The following is a 22,421-nucleotide window of genomic DNA, read 5'->3' as shown; positions in this document are numbered from 1 at the left end:
CGGATGCGACGAACGGCGTCGGCGGCCTGCGAAAAACCTGCCGTGCTACGTGAAATCAGGGGTTGCCCGACTCGCATTCCGCGTGTAGGGGCGCGGTTCGAATTTGACGGGGCGTATGCCCTTTGGCTCTTTCTCATCGGTAGTAGGTAATGGAAGCTCAGAACATCCGTATCCGCCTCAAGGCGTTTGACCATCGCGTGCTCGACCAGGCCACTGGCGAGATCGCCGACACGGCCCGCCGCACCGGCGCTCTGATTCGTGGGCCCATACCCCTGCCGACGAAGATCGAAAAGTTCACGGTTAACCGTGGTCCGCACATCGACAAGAAGTCGCGTGAGCAGTTCGAAGTCCGCACCTACAAGCGTCTGCTTGACATCGTGCAGCCGAACGCAGCTACCGTCGACGCTCTGATGAAGCTCGACCTGGCTGCCGGCGTGAACGTCGAGATCAAGCTGGCCTAAGCCGGTTTACGGGGCGACCGCCAAGGTTGCCCCGACAGTCTTTTTGATCGGACTTAAAATGATCAGGTGAAATTCGGATCCTCGGATCCAAATTACCTTGTCGGCCTCGCGGCCGGCTTTGCGAACAGCAGTTCGCAGAGACAGCGCCCCTAAGGGAAACCGAGGGGACACAAGGGATACCTCCGCCGCCTCTTTCGGGAAGCGTCGGGAATGCGTCCCCCGTCTCGTTTCCGCTGCCCGTTGTGGGTTTGCAGGGAACACCTGACCCGGACGGGGTTCGTATCATAACAGGGTTGGACACGCGTACGGGGGATGGTCCTGCGTACGCCTCTGTAAGGAGAAAGGTCATGCGTACAGGCGTGATCGCCAAGAAAGTCGGGATGACCCGCCTGTTCCAGGAGGACGGTCGCCACGTGCCCGTCACTGTCCTGGCACTTGAAGACTGTCAGGTGGTTTCTGTCCGTACCGCTGATCGTGACGGCTACGTCGCGGTTCAGCTCGGTGCAGGCGAAGCAAAGCAGAAGAACGTTGCCAAGCCGCAGCGTGAGCACTTCGCAAAGGCTCAGGTCCCCCTCAAGATGCGCGTCGCGGAATTCCGCGTCGCCGACGACGCCCTCCTCGAAGTTGGCGCCACGATCGCTGCCTCGCACTTCGTGCCCGGCCAGCTGGTCGACGTAGGCGGCCACACCCAGGGTAAGGGCTTCCAGGGCGCCATGAAGCGCTGGGGCTTCGGCGGTATGCGCGCCACCCACGGTGTTTCGATCTCGCACCGTGCCCACGGTTCGACGGGTAACCGTCAGGATCCGGGCAAGGTGTTCAAGAACAAGAAGATGGCCGGCCACATGGGCGACCGTCAGCGCACCCAGCAGAACCTCGAAGTCGTCCGCGTGGACGACGAGCGTGGCCTGATCTTCGTCAAGGGCTCGGTCCCCGGTTCGAAGAACGCCTGGCTCACCGTTTCGGACGCCGTCAAGGTCGACCGTCACGTCGAGGCTCCGTACCCCGCCGGCATCAAGTCGGTTGCCAACACCAATGATACGGCCGCTGCCGTGACCCCGGCTGAAGCCGCGGCTCCCGAAGCGACCGAAGGCCAGGAGGGCTAATCATGAAGGTTCAGGTCCTCAATATCGACGGCACTGCCGGCAAGGGCGACATCGAACTGTCGGACGACGTGTTCGGTCTCGAGCCGCGCGCCGACATCCTGCACCGCGTCGTCACCTGGCAGCTCGAAAACCGCCGCGGCATCGCCCGCGCGACCCGCGAGCGTTCGGACGTTGCCCGTACCGGCAAGAAGTTCGGCCGCCAGAAGGGTGGCGGTACTGCCCGTCACGGCGACCGCGCTGCTCCCGTCTTCATCGGCGGTGGTAAGGCTCACGGTGCCCGTCGCCGCGAGTTCAACGTCTCGCTGAACAAGAAGATCCGCGCGCTCGGTCTGAAGATGGCTCTGTCGTCGAAGGCCCAGAACGGCCTCGTCGTCGTCGACTCGCTCGATGTCGCCGATGCCAAGACCAAGGTGCTCGTCGGTCAGCTGGCCAAGGCCGGCTTCGGCAAGAAGGTGCTCGTGGTCGATGGTGAGCAGGTCAACGAGGGCTTCGCCCGCGCTGCCCGCAACATCGTCGGCATCAACGTGCTCCCCGCCGTGGGCGCCAACGTCTACGACATCCTGAAGCACGATACGCTGGTGCTGACCCGCGCCGCTGTCGAAAAGCTGGAGGCACGTTTCAATGGCTAAGACCAACGTGGACATCCGTCATTACGACGTGATCCTCTCGCCGCACATCACCGAGAAGTCGACCCTGCTTTCCGAGCAGAACGCCGTCGTCTTCAAGGTTGCTGACAAGGCGACCAAGCCCGAGATCAAGGCCGCCGTCGAAGCACTGTTCGACGTCAAGGTCACCGGCGTGAACACGCTGAACGTCAAGGGCAAGACCAAGCGCTGGCGCGGTAAGGCTTACCGCCGCAGCGACGTGAAGAAGGCGATCGTCACGCTGGCCGAAGGTCAGTCGATTGACATCACCGAAGGCGTGCGGGGTTAATTCCGATGGCACTTAAGAGCTACAACCCGACCAGCCCCGCTCGCCGCGGCCTGGTCCTCGTCGACAAGTCGTCGCTCTGGAAGGGCAAGCCCGTCAAGGCGCTGACCGAAGGCAAGAGCAAGACTGGCGGCCGCAACAACAAGGGTCATGTCACCTCGCGTGGCATCGCCGGTGGTCACAAGCAGAAGTACCGCTTCATCGACTTCAAGCGTCGTAAGTGGGACATGGAAGCTGTTGTGGAGCGTATCGAATACGATCCCAACCGCACCGCTTTCATCGCGCTCGTGAAGTACACCGACGGTGAACTGGCCTACATCATCGCGCCGCAGCGTCTGGCCGTTGGCGACGTTGTCGTCGCCGGCGAAAAGACCGACGTGAAGCCCGGCAATGCCATGCTTCTGTCGCAGATGCCGGTCGGCACGATCTGCCACAACGTCGAAATGAAGCCCGGCAAGGGCGGTCAGATCGCACGTTCGGCAGGCACCTATGTTCAGGTCGTCGGTCGTGACCGCGGCATGGTCATCGTTCGCCTCAACTCGGGCGAGCAGCGCTACCTGCGTGGCGACTGCATGGGCACCGTTGGCGCCGTGTCGAACCCCGACAACGCCAACCAGACGCTTGCCAAGGCCGGTCGCGGCCGTTGGCTGGGCCGTCGCCCGCTTACCCGTGGTGTTGCCAAGAACCCGGTCGATCACCCGCACGGCGGTGGTGAAGGCCGTACCTCGGGCGGCCGTCATCCGGTCACTCCGTGGGGCAAGCCGACCAAGGGCGCTCGCACTCGCAACAACAAGCAGACGGACAAGATGATCATCCGTTCGCGCCACGCCAAGAAGAAGAGGTAAGACACGATGGCACGTTCCGTCTGGAAAGGCCCCTTCGTCGACCTGTACCTTCTCAAGAAGGCCGAGGTCGCGCAGGATGCCGGCACCCGCGCTGGTCCGATCAAGACCTGGTCGCGTCGCTCCACCATCCTTCCGCAGTTCGTTGGTCTGACCTTCCAGGTCTACAACGGGCACAAGTTCATCCCCGTTGCCGTCAACGAGGACATGGTTGGCCACAAGCTCGGTGAATTCGCGCCCACGCGCACGTTCCCGGGTCACGCTGCCGACAAGAAGGGTAAGCGCAAGTGAGCAAGCAGGCAGCACCCCGCCGCGTAGGCGAAAAGGAAGCTCTGGCTGTCGGCACCACCATTCGTGGTTCGGCCCAGAAGCTCAACCTGGTCGCCGCGCTTATCCGTGGCCGCAAGGTCGAGGACGCGATGAACATCCTGGCCTTCTCCAAGAAGGCGATGGCCCAGGACGCTCGCAAGATCCTCGCTTCGGCGATCGCGAATGCGGAAAACAACCACAACCTCGACGTCGACGCTCTCGTCGTCGCCGAGGCGTCGGTTGGCAAGTCGATCACCATGAAGCGTTTCCACGCTCGTGGTCGCGGCAAGTCCACCCGTATCCTCAAGCCGTTTTCGCGCCTGCGGATCGTCGTTCGCGAAGTCGAGGAGGCCTGATCCATGGGTCATAAGAGCAATCCGATCGGTCTGCGTCTGCAGATCAACCGTACCTGGGACAGCCGCTGGTTCGCGGAAGGCCGGGACTACGGCAAGCTGCTTGAGGAAGACCTCAAGATCCGCAAGTTCATCGTCGCGAAGCTGCCCCAGGCCGCTATCTCGAAGGTGGTCATCGAGCGTCCGGCCAAGCTGTGCCGCATCTCGATCTACGCAGCCCGTCCCGGTGTGATCATCGGCAAGAAGGGTGCTGACATCGAGAAGCTCCGCAAGGAGCTGGCCACGATGACCGGCAGCGAAGTGAAGCTGAACATCGTCGAAATCCGCAAGCCGGAAATCGATGCCAAGCTCGTCGCTCAGGGCATTGCCGATCAGCTGATCCGTCGTGTGGCGTTCCGCCGTGCGATGAAGCGTGCGATGCAGTCCGCGATGCGTCTGGGCGCCGAAGGCGTCAAGATCATGTGCGGTGGCCGTCTCGGCGGCGCTGAAATCGCCCGTGTCGAACAGTACCGCGAAGGTCGCGTGCCGCTGCATACGCTGCGTGCGAACATCGACTATGCCGAAGCCGAAGCGCTGACTGCATACGGTATCATCGGCATCAAGGTCTGGATCTTCAAGGGTGAGATCCTGGGCCACGACCCGACGGCGCAGGACCGCCTGATGCTGGAGGCTCAGACCTCCGGCGTTCGTCCCGCGCGTTGAGGCTTAGGATAGAGTAAGCACCATGCTGCAACCAAAGAAGACCAAGTTCCGCAAGGCCTTCAAGGGCCGGATCAAGGGCGAAGCCAAGGGTGGCACCGACCTGAATTTCGGTTCGTACGGCCTCAAGGCCCTCGAGCCGGAGCGGATCACCGCCCGCCAGATCGAAGCGGCTCGCCGCGCGATCACGCGTCACATCAAGCGCCAGGGCCGTCTCTGGATCCGCGTTTTCCCCGACGTGCCGGTTTCGAAGAAGCCTGCTGAAGTCCGTCAGGGTAAGGGCAAGGGTTCGATCGAATACTGGGCAGCTCGCGTCAAGCCGGGCCGCATCCTGTTCGAACTGGACGGCGTCGCTGGCCCCCTCGCAGCGGAGGCTTTCAGCCGCGCTGCGATGAAGCTGCCGATCAAGACCAAGGTCGTTGCTCGCCTCGGCGACACTTCGCACCTTGGCGGCGAGTAAGGAAGTCGAATCATGGCAAACAAGATCGAAGACCTTCGTGCCAAGACCGACGACCAGCTCACTGCTGATCTCGTCGAGCTGAAGCGCGAACAGTTCAACCTGCGGTTCCAGGCCGCGACCAGCCAGCTTGAGGCGCCCGCGCGCATCAAGCAGGTGCGTCGTGACATCGCCCGCATCAAGACGCTCCAGGCCGAGCGTTCGGCGCAGGCCTAAGGAGGAAACACGATGCCCAAGCGTATTCTGATCGGGACCGTCGTTTCCGACAAGACCGACAAGACCGTGACCGTACTGGTCGAGCGCAAGGTGAAGCACCCCCTCTACGGGAAGATCATCCGTCGCTCGAAGAAGTATCACGCTCACGACGAAGACAACGCCTTCAAGACCGGCGAACGCGTCCGGATCGAGGAGACGAAGCCCTTCTCGAAGACCAAGACCTGGAAGGTTCTTGACCGTCTTCAGGCGAGCAAGGGTACGGCGCTCGAAGCCGAGGTATAAGATCTGAAACGGAAATGTCCTTCGGGGCATTTCCGGATCAAGTCAGCCTCGGCCTCAGGGCCGGACAAGAGTGTTGACCTGGGCGGGTGAATGCGGCAAAGGGCCGCACTTCGCCCGTCGGGGCGACTCGGGCCCCTCGTGGGCCTGTCTTTTTAGGAACTGCCGGACTGGTTCCGGCAAGCCAGTTGAGAAGGACTCGGATCGATGATCCAGATGCAATCCAATCTCGACGTCGCGGACAACAGCGGCGCAAAGCGCGTCCAGTGCATCAAGGTGCTGGGTGGCTCGAAGCGTCGTTTCGCAGGCGTCGGCGACATCATCGTGGTGTCGATTAAGGAGGCGCAGCCCCGCGCTCGCGTCAAGAAGGGCGACGTTCACCGTGCGGTGATCGTGCGTACCAAGAAGGACGTGCGTCGCGCTGATGGCAGCGTGATCCGCTTCGACGGCAATGCCGCCGTGCTGATCAACAAGAACGAGGAGCCGATCGGCACCCGTATCTTTGGCCCCGTCGTGCGCGAGCTTCGCGGCAAGGGCTTCATGAAGATCATCTCGCTTGCTCCGGAGGTGCTGTAATGGCTGCCGCGAAGATCAAGAAGGGTGACTCCGTCGTCGTCCTGTCCGGCAAGGACAAGGGCCGCACCGGCACCGTGCTTCAGGTTATGCCGAAGGACGCCAAGGTCGTGGTCGAGGGCGTGAACGTCGCTACCAAGCACCGCAAGCCGACCCAGCAGAACCCGCAGGGCGGCATCGAGCGCACTCCGGCTCCGATGGCGATCAGCAAGGTTGCCGTTGCCGACAAGGACGGCAAGCCGACCCGCGTTCGCTTCGAAGTCAAGGACGGCAAGAAGGTCCGCGTGGCCGTGAAGTCCGGGGAGACCATGGATGGCTGATTACACTCCGCGTATGCGCACCCGCTATGACGACGCGATCGTCAAGGCGATGACCGAGAAGTTCGGTTACAAGAACGCGATGGAAGTGCCCAAGATCGAAAAGATCACGCTCAACATGGGCGTGGGCGAGGCGAGCCAGGACAAGAAGAAGGTCCAGACCGCCGCTGTCGAAATGGAAGCCATCGCTGGTCAGAAGCCGGTGATCACCAAGGCCCGCAAGTCGATCGCACAGTTCAAGCTGCGCGAAGGCATGCCGATCGGCTGCAAGGTGACCCTGCGTCGCGAGCGTATGTACGAATTCCTCGATCGCCTCATCACGATCGCGATGCCCCGCATTCGCGACTTCCGTGGCCTGAACCCCAAGTCGTTCGACGGCCGCGGCAACTACGCGATGGGTCTCAAGGAGCAGATCATCTTCCCAGAGATCAGCTACGACAAGATCGAGAAGGTGCGTGGTATGGACATCATCGTCACCACCACCGCGAAGACCGACGAAGAAGCACGCGAACTGCTGCGTCTTTTCGGTTTCCCGTTCCCGGCCGAAGCGGCTTCGGAACAGAAGGAAGCGGCGTGAGCCGCTGATAGAGAGAGCTTAAGTCCATGGCGAAACTGAGTTCCGTGAACAAGAACGAGCGTCGCAAGAAGCTCGTCAAGAAGTATGCAGGCAAGTACGAGCGCCTCAAGGCGGTCGCTGCTGATGAATCGCTCGACGAAACCGAGCGCCTCATCGCTCGCCTGAAGCTGGCCGAGATCCCGCGCAACGGCAACCCGACCCGGGTTCGCAATCGTTGCGCCACGACCGGCCGTCCGCGCGGTTATTACCGCAAGTTCGGCCTCTGCCGCGTCGAGCTGCGTGATCTTGCCAACAAGGGCATGATCCCCGGCGTGACCAAGTCGAGCTGGTAAGGGTTAGAAGCAATGGCATTGACCGATCCCCTGGGTGATATGCTCACCCGCATCCGCAACGGCCAGCAGGCGAAGAAGGACTCCGTCCTTTCTCCCGCCAGCAAGCTGCGTGCGCGCGTGCTCGAAGTTCTGCAGCGTGAAGGTTACATCCGTGGTTTCAGCGATGACACCACCGGTGCCCACCCGCAGCTGCGCATCGAGCTGAAGTATTTCGAGGGCGAAGCCGCTATCAAGCACATCGCCCGCGTCTCCAAGCCTGGCCGCCGCGTCTACTCGGGTTCGAAGGAACTCCCGGTTGTGCGCAACGGTCTTGGCATCACCATCGTCTCGACGCCGCGCGGCGTGCTTTCGGATGCCGAAGCACGTTCGCAGAACGTCGGCGGCGAAGTGCTTGCGGAGGTGTTCTGATGAGCCGCATCGGCAAAAAGCCGGTTGTGATCCCTGGCGGGGTCACTGCCGCCATCGATAACGGCACGCTCAGCGTGAAGGGCCCCAAGGGCACCCTCACCATGGGTCTGTCGGACCTCGTGACCTACTCGGTCGAAGAAGGTTCGATCGCCGTTCAGCCTGCCAACCAGACCAAGGCTGCCCGCAGCCACTGGGGCATGCAGCGTACCCTCGTTTCGAACCTGGTCGAAGGCGTTACCAACGGCTTCTCCAAGGTCCTCGAAATCAAGGGCGTCGGCTACCGCGCCGCGGCTCAGGGCAAGAACCTGAAGCTGCAGCTCGGCTACTCGCACGACGTTGACATCGCTGTGCCGGAAGGCATCGAGGTCAAGACGCCGGACAACACCACGGTCGAGATCTCCGGTATCGACAAGCAGAAGGTCGGCCAACTCGCGGCCGAAATTCGTCGCTGGCGCAAGCCCGAGCCTTACAAGGGCAAGGGTATCAAGTACCGCGGCGAATTCATCTTCCGCAAGGAAGGGAAGAAGAAGTAATGGCCAAGCTTTCTCTTTTCGCGCGCCGCGCTCGCCGCGTCCGCACGGCCCTGAAGGCCCGTTCGGGCGGCCGTCCTCGCCTGTCGGTGCACCGCACCGGCCGTCACATCTATGCGCAGATCATCGACGATGCGCAGGGCCGTACGCTGGCCGCCGCCAATACTCTTGGCGCTAAGGGCACCGACATGGATGCCGCGACCCGCGTTGGCAAGGAACTCGCCGAGGCCGCCAAGAAGGCGGGTGTTACCTCGGTTGTGTTCGACCGTGGCGGTTTCCTCTTCCATGGCCGCGTCAAGGCGCTGGCCGAAGCCGCCCGTGAAGGCGGGCTGGAGTTCTGATCATGGCTGACGCAAACACCGAAATCCAGACCGAGGCTCCGGCCGCTGAAGGCCAGGAAGTCCGCGAAGGTCGTGGTCGTGGTCGCGGCCGTGGCGAACGCGGCGAGCGTGGCGGCCGTGGCCGTCGCGACGACCGCCGTGGCGGCCGTGGCAACAACGAGGAAGAACAGGGCGAGGAGCTCATCGAGAAGCTCGTCCACATCAACCGCGTTTCGAAGACCGTGAAGGGCGGCAAGCGCTTCGGTTTCGCAGCTCTCGTCGTCGTTGGCGACGGCAAGGGTCGCGTCGGCTTCGGCCACGCCAAGGCACGCGAAGTGCCTGAAGCGATCACGAAGGCCACTGCTTCTGCAAAGAAGAAGATGGTCCGCGTGCCGCTGAAGGACGGTCGCACGCTGCACCATGACGGCAAGGGCCACTTCGGCGCCGGTAACGTGAACGTTCGTACGGCTCCCGCCGGTACGGGCATCATCGCCGGTGGTCCGATGCGCGCCGTGTTCGAAAGCCTCGGCGTCCATGACGTCGTGACCAAGTCGGTCGGCACCTCGAACCCGTACAACATGATCCGCGCCACCTTCGACGCGCTGACCAACCAGACTTCGCCGAAGTCGGTTGCCCAGCGTCGTGGCAAGAAGGTTGCCGACCTGCTGGGTCGCGGCGGCGCGAATGAGGCAGAGGCGGAAGCCGCTGCCGAAGCCATCGCGGAGTAAGCAGTCATGGCGAAGATCAAGATCAAGCAGATCGGTTCGCCGATCCGTCGCCCCGAGAACCAGAAGAAGATCCTGATCGGTCTGGGCCTCGGCAAGATGCACAAGGTCGTCGAGCTGGAAGACACTGCGGAAGTCCGCGGTGCGATCGCCAAGCTGCCGCACATGGTTGCGGTGATCGACTGATCGATCCTCCGGTCTCGAACCGAAAGGTTCGGAACAGGAACATGAAAGGGCCCCGGTGGAAACGCCGGGGCCTTTTTCTTTGTGCCAAGTAGATGTGCGTGGGTGTTCGTTAACCATGCGGCCTTATGCGGATAGCGGAAAGGGGGCCGCGTGGGGCAGGCAGGCGTATTCCAGCGCAGGACGTGGCAAGCGGGTGCCGGTTTCGGTTCCGAAGCCGACGACATCGCCAGGCTCACGGGCGGATTCGCGCGGGGCTGGACGATAAGGCGGGCGCCGACCGCGCTGCTGTTCCTTTGCGTGGCGGTCTTGCTTCGAGCCAGCACTTACGGTGACCCCAACGTCCACGGCGACGAGGTGTTCTACCAGACGGTGGGCCTGGCCATGCATCACGGCGCCGTGCCCTATGTGGATGTGTGGGACCGCAAGCCCTGGGGCCTGTTCTTCCTCTATTACCTGATCACCGCGATTTCGGATCAACCGATCGCCTACCAACTCGCCTCAACGGCTTTCGCAGCGGCGACGGCCTGGGTCATCAGCCGCATCGCGCGCCGGTGGCACGGCGGGCAGGGGGGTATATTCGCAGGCCTGGCTTATCTGCTCTGGCTGGAGCAGGCGCAGGGTTTCTTCGGTCAAGCGCCGGTCTGGTACAACCTCTTCGTCGCGATCGCCGCGCTGCTGATCCTGCAATCGGCGCAGGAACTCCGCGAGGGTAGGGCGGGGTGGCGTTGCTGGCTGGCGATGGCGCTGGGCGGCTGCGCGATCACCATCAAGCAGACCAGCCTGTTCGAATGTGCATGGCTGGGCATTTACGCCGCGCATGCGCTCTGGCGTTCTCCTCTCGCCACGCGGCGCAAGCTGCAGACTATCGCTGGATGGGCGTTGGTGGGCGCCGCGCCGACGCTGGCGATCGCTTTCGGTTACGCGCTTGCCGGCTATGGCCCGATCTGGTGGCATGCCATGGTCGGGGCGAACCTGCACAAGACCATCGATCCCACGTCTTCCGCGATCCGCGCGCTTATCATGTTCGTCATGCTGGCGCCTTTCGCGATTCTCCTTGTCTTGAGCCTTCCCAGGATGGCGCGGGGCGAGCGCGTGTTTCTATTCGGATGGCTCGCGGCGGCGGGACTTGGGCTGCTGTCGGTGCCGAACTTCTATCCGCACTATGCCTTGCCGATCCTGGTTCCGCTGAGCATCGCCGGCGCCGGTTTTCTGGCCGGCCGCTGGACTGGGCCGGTGGCGCTCGCCTTCATGGCGCTGCTGGCTTTCCGCGACACGCAGGCGTTCGACTTCGATCACGCCGCCCGATCCCGCGCGGCGATTGCGGAACTGGCGCAGGCCGTGCACAGCCACGACGATGGCGGCCCGCTATTTGTCTATGATGGCCCCTTCCAGCTGTATCCGATGACCGGCCACCGCTTCGTCACCCCGCTGGTTTTCGGCCCCCATCTTGCGCAGGGCATCGAGAAGGACGTCAGCCATCTTTCCACGCTTGGCGAGGTCCGCCGGGTACTCGCCGAGCGGCCGAGCACGCTGGTCACGGCCAGTAAGCCCCGACAGGGTCCGGTGAACTGGGAAACCATGGTGCCGGTCCGTGCCTATGCCCTGCGCAACTGCCGCCTCGTTGCCCGCGTGCTCACGCCGGAATGGCTGCACGAAGAGACCATCGACGTCTGGGCGGACTGCAATCGAAGCCGTTGATCGGCCGGCTGCGGCACGAAAAGCTGTGCGTTGGTGCAAGTTCATCTCCACCCGAGCCCGAATCCTGTGCTAAGCGCCCCCCATTCCGGCACACTGCACTTCCCTGGGGGATACCTTGCTTCGCAGGACAATCGCGGCCTCATCGCTGATTCTCGCCACGCTTGCCGTCACCGGCTGCAGTGGCGGCACCTCGGGCGACGACGAGACTTACGTTGAAGAAAGCCCCGCTGCCGAGCCGCCTTGCGCCGATCCCTTGGCGGATCCCGCGATGCTGGAGCGCAATCGCAATGCCGATCGCGCGCTGAAGGCGGCACTCGCTTCCGGTCGCGCCGATCCGATCGAGGAAGCGCAAAAGGCTGCCGCTGCCGGCGATTTCCGTCTGGTCGCCGCCGTTACCGTCGAGGGAATCGACACGCGCGAATTTGGCGCGATCTGCGCGCTGCGTGGTGGGCTCAATCCGCGCATGGCCCGCGTGGTCACGTATTATGGTGAGGATGGCGAGCCGTCGCCCGAACCCTCCGACACCGCGAGCGGGTCTGCCGAAGGTGGCAGCGAGGATAAGCTGGTCGCCTTTGCGCGCGCCTTCAACCAAGCGCTGATCGCCGATCCGGCCTATCCCTATCGCGATATCTGCCGGCCGCTCGCGGCACAGGAGGCCGATGCGGCCGGCAAGGATGTGGGGTCTGCGCGCGGCGCGGTCGTTCGCGCTGTCAGCGAGGCGCCGACGCGCGCCTATGGCTTCCCGGATCTCGGCCCGCTGCAGACCGGTGCGACGCTGGCGGACGCGGCGCGGCGCGGAAATGTCGCGGCGATGCGCCGGATGCTGGATGAAGAGGCGCGCGAACTGAAGAAGGCTGCGGCTGCCGCGACGGACAAGCCATCTGCAAAGCCCAATGAAAAGGGCAATGAAAAGCCTGCGGATCAGTCCACGGGCAGGCCGATGCCGATGGGCATGATCGATGCTCCGGATCTCTTCGGCATGACGCCGCTGGCCTGGGCCATGGCCTATCACCGGGATGAGGCGGTGCGCTTTCTCCTCTCGCGCAAGGCCAGCCCCTCGGGCGCGCAGTGCCAGGCGCTGGTCGACCGCGATTCGCCGATGCAGATCGCGCGCAGATCGGGATGGGTCGGCATGGTGCGCCGGATGAAGCCGATGGTCTCCGATGAGGATTACGCCGCCCTGGCGGAGGAGCCGAAACTGGCCGACGGCAGCAAGGCGGACTTCAACAACGAATTGGGCAAGCTGGGCGAACGCTACGGCACGATCTTCCATAAGGACGAGATGACCCGCCATTCGTTGACCTTCAAGGTGGACGCGCGCGGAAAGATGACCTCGTGCGAATTCGCGCCGAAGACCATTTCGCCGGAGTTCGACACCGATATCTGCAAGCTGGGCCGCGACGTGCTGGAATGGCAGCCCGGCCGCGATTCGGAAGGCCGGCCGATTGGCGGCGAGGGCAAGGTGATGATCCGCCTTCGCGGCACCTGAAAGCCGGCAAACGGACCAGTGTAGGGCTGGAAATGGGCAGAAACGGGCGGTTTGCGCAGCGATCACCGGATTAGGGGGTGACAGCCCGACGGCTTTCCCCTAAGGGCCCGCCTTCCTTTCAAGCGCGATTTAAAGCGAAAGCGAGTGCAGATTATGAAACTGAATGACATCCGTGACAACGCCGGCGCCCGTCACCGCCGCATCCGCGTGGGCCGTGGTATCGGTTCGGGCAAGGGCAAGACCGCTGGCCGCGGCCAGAAGGGTGCCAAGGCACGCTCGGGCGTTTCGATCAACGGCTTCGAAGGCGGCCAGATGCCGCTCCACATGCGACTGCCGAAGCGTGGCTTCAGCAACAAGAAGTTCGCCAGCGACTACGCTGAAGTGAACCTCGGCATGGTGCAGAAGGCCATCGATGCGGGCAAGCTGGACATCGCCGGCACTGTCGACCACGCCGCTCTCAAGGGCGCCGGTCTGGCTCGTGGTGGTAAGGACGGCGTGCGCCTCCTCGCCAAGGGCGAACTGACCGCCAAGGTCACCTTCAACGTTGCCGGTGCCTCGAAGGGCGCCGTTGCCGCGGTTGAGAAGGCTGGTGGTTCGGTGATCGTTCCTGCCAAGGAAGCCGCCGAGGCCTGAGGCCCGTTGGCATCGCATCCGCGATAAGCTCATAGGAGAGGGCGGGCGCCATGCGCTTCGCCCTCTCTTTGTTCCCGGACCCGCATTATGACGGATGATATGGGAACAATGACAAGGGCGGGTCTTCCAGACCCGGGACGAATGTCTATATGAGCGGACCAGAACCGGGGTTCGACAAGCCTGCGCGCAGTCGCTAAGGCAAATGCGAACCGACTATTCGAGGCATTACCAATCGTCATGGCTTCTCGCGCCGACAACGTTGCCAGCTCGCTGAACCTGGCCAATTTCTCGAAGGCCACCGAACTGAAGAACCGTATCTGGTTCACGGTCGGTGCGCTGATCGTCTTCCGCTTCCTGAGCTTCGTGCCGCTCCCGGGTGTGAACCCGGTGATTCTCGCCAAGCTCTATGACAAGACGCAGGGCGGCATTCTCGACCTCTTCAACACTTTCTCGGGCGGTTCGCTTTCGCGCATGAGCCTGATCGCGCTTGGCGTGATGCCGTACATCACCGCCTCGATCGTGGTCCAGCTTGCCGCTGCGCTGCACCCGGCGCTGATGGCGCTGAAGAAGGAAGGCGAAGCTGGCCGCAAGAAGCTGAACCAGTACACGCGCTATGGCGCGGTCGTGCTCTGCGCGATCCAGGGCTGGTTCCTTGCCGTCAGCCTTGAAGCCTATGGCGCTTCCAGCGGCCTGGCTGCTGTCGTCGATCCTGGCATGGTCTTCCGCATCGGCGCGGTGATCTCGCTCGTCGGCGGCACCATGTTCCTGCTGTGGCTGGGTGAACAGATCACCTCGCGCGGCATCGGCAACGGCGTTTCGCTGATCATCATGGCGGGCATCGTCGCCCAGATGCCGACTTTCGCCAGCAACGTGGGCCAGGCCTACAGCGCCGGCGACACCGGCTCGATCCTGATCATCTCGCTGATCGCGCTGGTCGTGCTCATGATCCTGGGCATCTGCTTCTTCGAGCGCGCGACCCGCCGCCTGCTGATCCAGTATCCCAAGCGCGCCACCCAGCGCGGCATGATGCAGGCGGACCGCAGCCACCTGCCGCTCAAGCTGAACACGGCCGGCGTAATCCCGCCGATCTTTGCCAGCTCGCTGCTGCTGCTGCCGCTGACCATCACCCAGTTCGCTGGCAAGTCGCTGAATCCGGATTCGGTCGGCGGCAAGATGGTCGTCACGCTCAACCAGTACCTGGGCCACGGCAAGCCGCTCTACATGGCGCTCTATGCCGCCGGGATCATCTTCTTCTCGTTCTTCTACACTGCCGTCGTCTTCAATCCCGAAGAGACTGCCGATAACCTGAAGAAGAATGGCGGCTTCATTCCCGGCATCCGTCCCGGCAAGAACACCGCGAACTATCTCGATTACGTGCTGACGCGCGTGACCGTGATCGGTGCGCTGTACCTGACCGTGGTCTGCACCGTTCCCGAGTACTTCCTCTCGATGACGGGTCTGCCGCTGCTGTTCATGGGCGGCACCAGCCTCCTGATCGTCGTCAACGTGACGGTCGACACCATCACCCAGATCCAGTCGCACCTGCTGGCACACCAGTATGGCGACCTGATCAAGAAGGCCAAGCTGAAGGGACGCATGCGCTGAGGGGCGCAGGCACAGGGATAATTGAGGGGTAAGGCGTGAATATCATCCTGTTGGGCCCGCCGGGGGCGGGCAAGGGCACCCAGGCACAGCGTCTGGTCGAGAAGCATGGCATGCGCCAGCTCTCGACCGGCGACATGCTCCGCGCCGCGGTCAAGGCGGGCACGCCGACCGGGCTGGAGGCCAAGGCCGTGATGGATCGTGGCGAACTGGTGTCCGACGCGATCGTGTCGGCGCTGATCGGGGATGAGCTGGACGCAATGGGCGCCGGCACCGGCGCGATCTTCGACGGCTATCCGCGCACTGCCGCGCAGGCCGAATCGCTGGACGAGATCCTGGCCGCGCGCGGCCGCAAGCTTGACCATGTGATCGAACTGGAAGTGAACGAGGATGCGCTGGTAGAGCGCATCACCGGCCGCTTCACCTGCGCCACGTGCGGCAAGGGCTATCACGACAAGTTCGAACAGCCCAAGGTTCCGGGCGTCTGCGACAAGTGCGGTGGCACCGAGTTCAAGCGCCGTCCGGACGACAATGCCGAAACCGTCCGCACCCGCATGGCCGAATATCGCGCCAAGACGGCGCCGATCCTGCCGGTCTACGAGGAACGGGGGATCGTCGCCAAGGTCGACGGAATGGCCGAGATGGACAATGTCACCGCCGGCATCGAGGCGGTGCTCAAATCCTAAGCATCGAAGGGCTCGCGGCACACCGCGGGCCCTTTTCGTATCTGGCCGGGCAGAGTGGTTCGCAGCGTCAGGGCAGGCGCGGGGCCGACAGGGGGATCCACGAATATGAAGGTAGCTGTGATTGCCGCTCTGGCTCTGGCGGGGCTGGGTCCGATCGCCGCCGCACCGGCGGCGGCGCGGGTGCAGGAGGCAAGCGAGCGCGGCATGGTCGTGCGCTATGTCGCGCATGTGCCGGTCGGAGCGGACGAGGCGTGGGCGGTGCTGGTGAAGCCCGCGCAGTGGTGGGATTCGGATCACACCTATTCGGGCGATGCGGCGAACCTCTCGCTCGATGTCCGGCCGGGCGGCTGCTTCTGTGAAGTGCTCCCGGGCAAGGATGGGGCCAAGGGTGGGCCACGGGGCGGCGTGGAGCACATGCGGGTGATCTATGTGGACAAGGGCAGGGCGCTGCGGATGTCCGGCCCGCTGGGGCCCCTGCAAGCCGATGCGGCGGTCGCCACGCTGACGTTCCAGTTCAAGCCCGATGAGACCGGCACCCAGATTCTGGTGGAATATGTCGTCGGCGGATTCTTCCGTGGCGATGCTGCAAAACTGGCACCTATGTTTGACGGGGTGCTGGGCGGGCAGGTCGACCGCCTGGTCGAAAAGCTGGGCGGCAGTTTCGCGGCGGCGTTCAAGCCGGGGACGCTGGATTTGCAATCAGCCCCGCCAGCAGATCCGGCCGCTGTGGAGAGCGCGGAGCCGGCAGGTCCGCCTGCGCCCGAACCGGATACGAAGGGAAGGATCATCGGGCGTTGAACCGGTTTGCTGGGCAATCGTGCAGGGCAGGTGCTTGCCCTTGCAGCGGTTTCTTTGACTGGCCGGCGCGGATGAGTTACAGTCCGCACATAGCGGGGTTCCGATCGACCGTACAAAGGCGGCGACGATCCCGTCGGCCATGGAGCGCGGCACGCTGCGCACATCGGGTCGCAGTCCGGGCCCAGTCGCCCGAGCGCTTGAAAGCGACTTCGCGGGCGTTGACATGCCTTGCGAATCGTTCTAAGCGCGCCGTTCACTTGACACTTGCGGCAAGTCCGGATGGTACAGGCAATCATGTTGCTGTGCTCCGGACCTTTTGCCATTTCAGCAGTTTCAGGTGCATGAGCGTTGAGATGGGAAAGCCCGAAGGGGCATTCCTGTGGAGCATGGAGAATTAAGTGGCTCGTATTGCAGGGGTAAATCTCCCCACCAACAAGCGCGTTATCATCGCGCTGACCTATATCCACGGCATCGGTCGTACCAAGGCCCTGGAAATCGCCGACAAGCTGGGCATTGACCACAGCCGTCGCATTCAGGACCTGTCGGACGCCGAAGTCCTGCAGATTCGCGAAACCATCGACGCCGAACACACCGTTGAAGGCGATCTTCGTCGCGAAACCGCGATGAACATCAAGCGTCTGATGGACCTCGCCTGCTACCGCGGCCTGCGCCATCGCAAGGGTCTGCCGGTTCGCGGCCAGCGCACGCACACCAATGCGCGCACCCGCAAGGGCAAGGCCAAGCCGATCGCCGGCAAGAAGAAGTAAGTCGCCTTTCGGCTTCTTTCCCGCAGCGACTAATCTACAGGATATACGGACATGGCACGCGAACCCCAGCGCATTAAGCGCCGCGAACGCAAGAACATCACCAGCGGCATCGCCCACGTGAATGCTAGCTTCAACAACACCATGGTGACCATCACCGACGCCCAAGGCAACGCGATTTCGTGGTCCTCGGCCGGCATGATGGGCTTCAAGGGCAGCCGCAAGTCGACTCCCTACGCCGCGCAGGTCGCCGCTGACGACGCCGGCAAGAAGGCCGCCGAGCACGGCGTGCGCACCCTCGAAGTCGAAGTTAAGGGCCCGGGTTCGGGTCGTGAGAGCGCTCTGCGCGCCCTCCAGGCTGTCGGCTTCACCATTACCTCGATCCGCGACGTGACGCCGATCCCGCACAACGGTGTTCGTCCGTCGAAGCGCCGCCGCGTCTGATCGAGCTAATACGGGCGGCGAACCGGTCGTCGTCCGACTTCGGAACGTCCCGGGCCTTTCCACCAGGCTTCGGGGCGTAACCGCCATCACTCCCAGGGGAAGTCCATGACTGTCAACATCAAGAACTGGCAGGAACTCAAGAAGCCGAACAGCCTTGAGATCAAGCCGGGACCCGACCCCAAGCTGAAGGCGACGTTCGTCGCCGAACCGCTGGAGCGTGGCTTCGGCCTGACGCTCGGCAACGCGCTGCGCCGCGTGCTGCTCTCCTCGCTTCAGGGAGCCGCGATCACCTCGATCAAGATCGAGAACGTCCTTCACGAATTCTCGTCGCTGGCCGGCGTTCGCGAAGACGTCACGGACATCGTCCTCAACGTCAAGCAGATCGCGCTCAAGATGCAGGGTGAAGGCCCGAAGCGTCTCCAGCTCTCGGCCACTGGCCCGGGCGAAGTGAAGGCCGGCGACATCGCCGTGTCGGGCGATATCGAGGTCATGAACAAGGACCTCGTGATCTGCCATCTCGACGATGGTGCGGTCCTGAACATGGAACTCACCGCCGACACCGGCAAGGGCTACGTCCCCGCCGTGTCGAACCGTCCTGTTGACGCGCCGATCGGTCTTATCCCGGTCGACTCGCTCTACTCGCCGGTCCGTCAGGTCAGCTACAAGGTCGACAATGCCCGTATCGGTCAGGAACTCGACTACGACAAGCTGAGCCTCGCTGTCGAAACCGACGGCACCGTCACCCCGGAAGACGCCGTGGCATACGCCGCGCGCATCCTTCAGGACCAGCTGGCGCTGTTCGTCCACTTCGAAGATATCGCCCCGGTTGGCGCCTCGCCGATGATCGGCATGGCTGCTGGCGGCACTGCTGCTTCGGAAGAGAGCGACACCAACCAGCTCAACCGCTACCTTCTCAAGAAGGTGGACGAGCTGGAACTGTCGGTCCGTTCGGCCAACTGCCTCAAGAACGACAACATCATCTACATCGGCGATCTGGTTCAGAAGACCGAAGCCGAGATGCTGCGCACGCCGAACTTCGGCCGCAAGTCGCTCAACGAGATCAAGGAAGTCCTTTCGTCGATGGGCCTGCGCCTCGGCATGGACATTCCGGGCTGGCCGCCCGAGAACATCGAAGAGATGGCGAAGAAGCTGGAGCAGGAACTGCTTGGCTGATCGGCACCTTCGGTACCGAATTGAAGAGGGCCTCGCGGGAAACCGCGGGGCCTTTTTCTTTGGGCGGCGTCTGCACGCATAGTGCACCGGATCTCCACGGAAAGATCGCTGTTCGCGCGCTGGGTTTGGCGGCTAGCAGGCGGTATGGACGATCGGCACAGGTACGGTATCCGGTTTAGCCCACGCGCCCGTCTCGCCAGCTTTGGTCATGCCTGGCGCGGGCTTTGTCGCATGGTGCTGCGCGAGCACAATGCGCGGGTGCATCTGGCAGCGACAATCGGCGTGGTGGCCGCTGGACTGTTTCTAAAGGTTTCGGCAGGCGAATGGCGCTGGCTGTTGCTCGCCATGGGGCTCGTCTGGCTGGCCGAAGCGTTCAACACTGCGGTCGAAGCGTTGTGTGACCGGATCGAGCCCGGCTTCGATGTGGCGATAGGTCGCATCAAGGATATTGCGGCGGGCGCGGTTCTAGTTGCCTCGATCTCGGCTGCAGGCATCGGATTTCTGACGCTTGGGCCGCCGGTCTTGGCCTTGCTAGGGTAAGGGGGAGGGCATCAATCCTTGACTCTCCCGCCGTTTTCGTATTGAGGGCGCCCTTCACACGTAAGTGAACCGGCTTGGGGCGGTGGCCGTACCACATCGCCCGGCAGGCAGTACCTTGAACGGCTGCCTGACGAACGGAGAAGAAGACATGCGTCATAAGTATGGCCAGCGCAAGCTGCAGCGTACCTCGGGCCACCGCGCCGCTCTGCTGCGCAACATGGCTGCCGCGCTCATCAAGCACGAGCAGATCCAGACCACCACGCCCAAGGCGAAGGAACTGCGCCCCTACATCGAAAAGCTGATCACGCTCGCGAAGCATGGCGGCCTTTCGAACCGTCGTCTGGCGCACGCCCGCCTGATGGACGAGGCTCAGGAACAGAAGCTCTTCGAAGTGCTCGCCGAGCGCTATGCAGGCCGCAGCGGCGGTTACACCCGCATCATCAAGGCCGGCATCCGCGCTTCGGACGCCGCTCCGATCGCGATCATCGAACTCGTTGACCGCGACGTTTCGGAAAAGGGCAAGGACTCGGGTCCGGTCCTGACCGAAGAAAACGAATACGCCGAAGCGTAATCGGGCTTGGGAAGATGCGCTGAAGCGCATCTTCCTTGCGGCACCGGCCCTCTCCCCCACCCGACCACCCATAGGGTACTATTGTTGGGTGGTCGGGTGGGGGAGAGGGCCGGTGCCGCAATCCGGCATAAGCCGGATTAAAGCCCGGGCTTTCCAACAGGAAAGCCGCTGGCGAGATTGAAAGGGCGGTCGTGAGTGCTAGGCTCACGGCCGCTTTTTTCATTCTCGGAGAATAACATGGTGCGTTTGGCCGGCCGTAAGTGGCTTCTTGGCGGGGCTGTCGGCATGGCGTTTCTGGCGGCTACTTCTCTCTCGGCACAGGACAAGTCGGCAATGAGCTACCCCGAAACGCGCCGTGGCGACGTGGTGGAAACGCAGTTCGGCGAGAAGATCGCCGATCCCTACCGCTGGCTCGAAGCGGATGTGCGGCACGATGCCGATGTGGCCGACTGGGTAACGCGCGAATCCGGCTTCACCGAAACCTACCTGAAGACGCTGCCGCAGCGCGCCTGGTTCCAGAAGCAGATCAGCACCCTGACCGACTTCGAGCGCTTCGGCCTGCCGCAGAAGGCGGGGAAGCGCTATTTCTACACGCGCAACTCCGGCCTGCAGAACCAGTCGCAGCTCTTCGTGCGCGACGGCCTTACCGGCACGCCGCGCCTGCTGCTCGATCCCAATGCCTGGGCCAAGGACGGCGCGACTGCGCTGGATAGCTGGGAGCCTTCGGACAAAGGCCGCTACCTGCTCTACAGCGTGCAGGACGGTGGCAGCGATTGGCGCGTGCTGCATGTGCTGGACGTCGATACCGGCAAGGTCATGGCCGACGAACTGCGCTGGGTGAAGTTCTCCGCGCTGTCGTGGATCGGTGAGGACGGCTTCCTCTATTCGCGCTTCCCGGCGCCGAAGGAAGGCGAGACGTTCCAGAGCCGTAACTACAACCAGGGCATCTACTATCACCGCCTGGGCACGCCGCAGTCGGCCGACGAGCTGGTCTATGCCACGCCGGACCATCCGGACTACGGCCATACCGCGCAAGTCACGCAAGACGGCCGCCTGGTGGTAATCGCCTCCACCATCGGCACCGATGCGCGCAACGACATCCATGTGATCGACCTGGCCGCGCGCAAGACGAAGGGCTGGCAGGCCACATCGATCGTCTCCGGCTTTGCCGACGACTGGAGCCTGGTCGAAGGGGCGGGGCAGAAGCTGTGGTTCGTCACCAACCAGAACGCGCCGCGCTATCGCCTTGTCAGCATCGACCTGGCGCAGGCGGCGCCCAGCTTTACCGAGATCGTGCCGCAGCGTGACGATATTCTCGAACGCGCGGGCGTGATCGGCAGCAACCTCGTGCTCAACTACATGCGCGATGCCTCCAGCCATGCGGAGATCCTGTCGCTGGACGGCAAGAGCCCGCGTTCGCTGGCGCTCAGCGGGATCGGCACGGCTTCGGGCTTCCACGGCAAGCCGGGCGATCCGGAGACGTTCTATTCGTTCTCCAGCTTCAACCGGCCGGCCTCGATCTTCCGGCTCGACATGCGTACCGGCAAGTCCGAGATCTTCGCCGAACCGAAGATGCAATTCGATCCCAACCAGATCGTGGTGGAGCAGCGCTTCTACACTTCGAAGGACGGCACCCGCGTGCCGATGTTCCTGGTGCGCCGCAAGGACGTGGCGGCCTCGGGCAAGGCGGTGCCGACGCTGCTTTACGGCTATGGCGGTTTCGATATCGCGCTGACGCCGGGCTATTCGCCGAAGACGATGGCCTGGGTGCAGGCCGGCGGCGCCTATGCCATGGCGAACCTGCGGGGCGGCGGCGAGTACGGGCGTGACTGGCATGACGCGGGCCGCCGCGCCAACAAGCAGAACGTCTTCGACGACTTCATTGCCGCCGGCGAGTACCTGAAGGCGCAGGGCATCGCTGCCAAGGACGGTCTGGCCATTCAGGGCGGCTCCAACGGCGGCTTGCTGATAGGCGCGGTGACCAACCAGCGGCCGGACCTGTTCGCTGCTGCCGTGCCGCAAGTGGGCGTGATGGACATGCTGCGCTTCGACCGGTTCACGGCGGGCCGCTACTGGGTGGACGATTACGGCTATCCGGACCGGGAGGCGGACTTCAAGGTGCTGCGCGCCTATTCGCCCTACCACAACATCCACGACGGCACGCCTTATCCGGCGATCCTCGTCACCACGGCGGATACTGACGACCGTGTGGTGCCGGGCCATTCGTTCAAATACGCCGCCGCGCTCCAGCACGCTTCGTTGGGCGACAAGCCGCATCTGATCCGCATCGATACGCGCGCGGGCCATGGCTCGGGCAAGCCGACCGACAAGCAGATCGAGGAAAATGCCGACGTTCTGGCCTTCATGGCGCAATGGACGGGCCTGAAGCCGGCGGCGCAGTAATCC

General features: G+C 63.4%; 32 protein-coding genes. All 32 read left to right on the top strand.

All coding sequences use genetic code 11. The features are described 5' to 3' along the window. Positions 1–149 precede the first annotated feature (149 nt). The 32 genes from rpsJ (at position 150) to ACZ1JV_RS22665 (ending at position 22,418) form a co-directional block, all read left to right on the top strand. On the top strand, positions 150–461 hold the full coding sequence (gene rpsJ, locus ACZ1JV_RS22820; RefSeq protein WP_007011873.1) for a 30S ribosomal protein S10: 312 nt from the start codon (positions 150–152) through the stop codon (positions 459–461). Positions 462–808: 347 nt separating this feature from the next. Continuing rightward, positions 809–1,564 (top strand): 50S ribosomal protein L3, encoded by a 756-nt coding sequence (gene rplC, locus ACZ1JV_RS22815; protein WP_465150634.1) that lies wholly within the window; start codon positions 809–811, stop codon positions 1,562–1,564. 2 nt (positions 1,565–1,566) lie between these two features. Next, complete coding sequence (rplD, locus tag ACZ1JV_RS22810; RefSeq protein ID WP_465135943.1) at positions 1,567–2,193, top strand: 50S ribosomal protein L4; 627 nt, start codon at positions 1,567–1,569, stop codon at positions 2,191–2,193. Continuing rightward, the gene (locus ACZ1JV_RS22805) at positions 2,186–2,497 is read left to right on the top strand and encodes a 50S ribosomal protein L23 (RefSeq protein ID WP_465135942.1); all 312 of its coding nucleotides are present in this window, start codon (positions 2,186–2,188) and stop codon (positions 2,495–2,497) included. Before rplD ends, ACZ1JV_RS22805 begins: the two co-directional genes overlap by 8 nt. Before the next feature lie 5 nt (positions 2,498–2,502). Beyond that, positions 2,503–3,339: a 50S ribosomal protein L2 gene (gene rplB, locus ACZ1JV_RS22800; protein WP_465135941.1), complete on the top strand. Its 837-nt coding sequence runs from the start codon at positions 2,503–2,505 to the stop codon at positions 3,337–3,339. Positions 3,340–3,345: 6 nt separating this feature from the next. After that, entirely contained in the window at positions 3,346–3,627 is a 282-nt protein-coding gene (gene rpsS / locus ACZ1JV_RS22795) for a 30S ribosomal protein S19 (RefSeq protein WP_142635109.1), read from the top strand. Beyond that, positions 3,624–4,001, top strand: a complete 378-nt coding sequence (gene rplV / locus ACZ1JV_RS22790; RefSeq protein WP_132386855.1) for a 50S ribosomal protein L22 — start codon at positions 3,624–3,626, stop codon at positions 3,999–4,001. Before rpsS ends, rplV begins: the two co-directional genes overlap by 4 nt. 3 nt (positions 4,002–4,004) lie before the next feature. Beyond that, a complete protein-coding gene (gene rpsC / locus ACZ1JV_RS22785; protein WP_142635107.1) occupies positions 4,005–4,700 on the top strand; it encodes a 30S ribosomal protein S3 in 696 nt (231 codons plus the stop codon). Between the two features lie 22 nt (positions 4,701–4,722). Continuing rightward, entirely contained in the window at positions 4,723–5,157 is a 435-nt protein-coding gene (gene rplP / locus ACZ1JV_RS22780; protein ID WP_465135940.1) for a 50S ribosomal protein L16, read from the top strand. 12 nt (positions 5,158–5,169) lie between these two features. Then, on the top strand, positions 5,170–5,370 hold the full coding sequence (gene rpmC, locus ACZ1JV_RS22775) for a 50S ribosomal protein L29 (protein WP_465135939.1): 201 nt from the start codon (positions 5,170–5,172) through the stop codon (positions 5,368–5,370). A 12-nt stretch (positions 5,371–5,382) separates the two neighbouring features. Continuing rightward, a complete protein-coding gene (gene rpsQ / locus ACZ1JV_RS22770) occupies positions 5,383–5,652 on the top strand; it encodes a 30S ribosomal protein S17 (protein ID WP_021233437.1) in 270 nt (89 codons plus the stop codon). A gap of 204 nt (positions 5,653–5,856) precedes the next feature. After that, positions 5,857–6,225 carry a 50S ribosomal protein L14 gene (gene rplN / locus ACZ1JV_RS22765; RefSeq protein ID WP_395331271.1) on the top strand — a complete coding sequence of 123 codons (369 nt, stop codon included), beginning with the start codon at positions 5,857–5,859 and terminating at the stop codon, positions 6,223–6,225. Further along, complete coding sequence (gene rplX, locus ACZ1JV_RS22760) at positions 6,225–6,542, top strand: 50S ribosomal protein L24 (protein WP_465150633.1); 318 nt, start codon at positions 6,225–6,227, stop codon at positions 6,540–6,542. Before rplN ends, rplX begins: the two co-directional genes overlap by 1 nt. Continuing rightward, positions 6,535–7,116 carry a 50S ribosomal protein L5 gene (rplE, locus tag ACZ1JV_RS22755; protein ID WP_142635097.1) on the top strand — a complete coding sequence of 194 codons (582 nt, stop codon included), beginning with the start codon at positions 6,535–6,537 and terminating at the stop codon, positions 7,114–7,116. Before rplX ends, rplE begins: the two co-directional genes overlap by 8 nt. Before the next feature lie 26 nt (positions 7,117–7,142). Next, complete coding sequence (gene rpsN, locus ACZ1JV_RS22750; RefSeq protein ID WP_086490047.1) at positions 7,143–7,448, top strand: 30S ribosomal protein S14; 306 nt, start codon at positions 7,143–7,145, stop codon at positions 7,446–7,448. A gap of 12 nt (positions 7,449–7,460) precedes the next feature. Further along, positions 7,461–7,856 (top strand): 30S ribosomal protein S8, encoded by a 396-nt coding sequence (rpsH, locus tag ACZ1JV_RS22745; protein ID WP_465135938.1) that lies wholly within the window; start codon positions 7,461–7,463, stop codon positions 7,854–7,856. Next, the gene (gene rplF / locus ACZ1JV_RS22740; RefSeq protein ID WP_465135937.1) at positions 7,856–8,389 is read left to right on the top strand and encodes a 50S ribosomal protein L6; all 534 of its coding nucleotides are present in this window, start codon (positions 7,856–7,858) and stop codon (positions 8,387–8,389) included. Before rpsH ends, rplF begins: the two co-directional genes overlap by 1 nt. Beyond that, positions 8,389–8,727, top strand: a complete 339-nt coding sequence (gene rplR, locus ACZ1JV_RS22735; RefSeq protein WP_465135936.1) for a 50S ribosomal protein L18 — start codon at positions 8,389–8,391, stop codon at positions 8,725–8,727. The genes rplF and rplR overlap by 1 nt, the downstream gene beginning before the upstream one ends. 2 nt (positions 8,728–8,729) lie before the next feature. Continuing rightward, positions 8,730–9,434 (top strand): 30S ribosomal protein S5, encoded by a 705-nt coding sequence (rpsE, locus tag ACZ1JV_RS22730; protein WP_465135935.1) that lies wholly within the window; start codon positions 8,730–8,732, stop codon positions 9,432–9,434. A gap of 6 nt (positions 9,435–9,440) precedes the next feature. Next, positions 9,441–9,617: a 50S ribosomal protein L30 gene (rpmD, locus tag ACZ1JV_RS22725; protein ID WP_395331284.1), complete on the top strand. Its 177-nt coding sequence runs from the start codon at positions 9,441–9,443 to the stop codon at positions 9,615–9,617. Positions 9,618–9,767: 150 nt separating this feature from the next. Next, the gene (locus tag ACZ1JV_RS22720; protein ID WP_465150632.1) at positions 9,768–11,315 is read left to right on the top strand and encodes a hypothetical protein; all 1,548 of its coding nucleotides are present in this window, start codon (positions 9,768–9,770) and stop codon (positions 11,313–11,315) included. A gap of 115 nt (positions 11,316–11,430) precedes the next feature. After that, positions 11,431–12,804: a hypothetical protein gene (locus ACZ1JV_RS22715; protein WP_465150631.1), complete on the top strand. Its 1,374-nt coding sequence runs from the start codon at positions 11,431–11,433 to the stop codon at positions 12,802–12,804. Between the two features lie 153 nt (positions 12,805–12,957). Next, complete coding sequence (gene rplO / locus ACZ1JV_RS22710; RefSeq protein ID WP_465135932.1) at positions 12,958–13,437, top strand: 50S ribosomal protein L15; 480 nt, start codon at positions 12,958–12,960, stop codon at positions 13,435–13,437. A 237-nt stretch (positions 13,438–13,674) separates the two neighbouring features. Beyond that, positions 13,675–15,042 (top strand): preprotein translocase subunit SecY, encoded by a 1,368-nt coding sequence (gene secY, locus ACZ1JV_RS22705; protein WP_465150630.1) that lies wholly within the window; start codon positions 13,675–13,677, stop codon positions 15,040–15,042. A gap of 35 nt (positions 15,043–15,077) precedes the next feature. Next, on the top strand, positions 15,078–15,725 hold the full coding sequence (locus ACZ1JV_RS22700; RefSeq protein WP_465150629.1) for an adenylate kinase: 648 nt from the start codon (positions 15,078–15,080) through the stop codon (positions 15,723–15,725). A gap of 105 nt (positions 15,726–15,830) precedes the next feature. Next, positions 15,831–16,523 (top strand): SRPBCC family protein, encoded by a 693-nt coding sequence (locus tag ACZ1JV_RS22695; RefSeq protein ID WP_465150628.1) that lies wholly within the window; start codon positions 15,831–15,833, stop codon positions 16,521–16,523. A gap of 398 nt (positions 16,524–16,921) precedes the next feature. Further along, positions 16,922–17,290 carry a 30S ribosomal protein S13 gene (gene rpsM, locus ACZ1JV_RS22690; RefSeq protein WP_142635077.1) on the top strand — a complete coding sequence of 123 codons (369 nt, stop codon included), beginning with the start codon at positions 16,922–16,924 and terminating at the stop codon, positions 17,288–17,290. Positions 17,291–17,341: 51 nt separating this feature from the next. Continuing rightward, positions 17,342–17,731 carry a 30S ribosomal protein S11 gene (gene rpsK, locus ACZ1JV_RS22685; protein WP_007011846.1) on the top strand — a complete coding sequence of 130 codons (390 nt, stop codon included), beginning with the start codon at positions 17,342–17,344 and terminating at the stop codon, positions 17,729–17,731. Positions 17,732–17,836: 105 nt separating this feature from the next. Then, on the top strand, positions 17,837–18,904 hold the full coding sequence (locus ACZ1JV_RS22680) for a DNA-directed RNA polymerase subunit alpha (RefSeq protein ID WP_465150627.1): 1,068 nt from the start codon (positions 17,837–17,839) through the stop codon (positions 18,902–18,904). 144 nt (positions 18,905–19,048) lie between these two features. Further along, entirely contained in the window at positions 19,049–19,444 is a 396-nt protein-coding gene (locus ACZ1JV_RS22675) for a diacylglycerol kinase family protein (protein ID WP_465148395.1), read from the top strand. A gap of 148 nt (positions 19,445–19,592) precedes the next feature. Continuing rightward, positions 19,593–20,015 carry a 50S ribosomal protein L17 gene (rplQ, locus tag ACZ1JV_RS22670; RefSeq protein ID WP_465135926.1) on the top strand — a complete coding sequence of 141 codons (423 nt, stop codon included), beginning with the start codon at positions 19,593–19,595 and terminating at the stop codon, positions 20,013–20,015. A gap of 237 nt (positions 20,016–20,252) precedes the next feature. After that, positions 20,253–22,418, top strand: a complete 2,166-nt coding sequence (locus ACZ1JV_RS22665) for a prolyl oligopeptidase family serine peptidase (protein WP_465150626.1) — start codon at positions 20,253–20,255, stop codon at positions 22,416–22,418. Positions 22,419–22,421: the final 3 nt, after the last annotated feature.

The sequence above is a fragment of the Novosphingobium sp. BL-S-19 genome (genome assembly GCF_055521675.1).
This window is presented reverse-complemented; position numbering and strand designations above follow the sequence as displayed.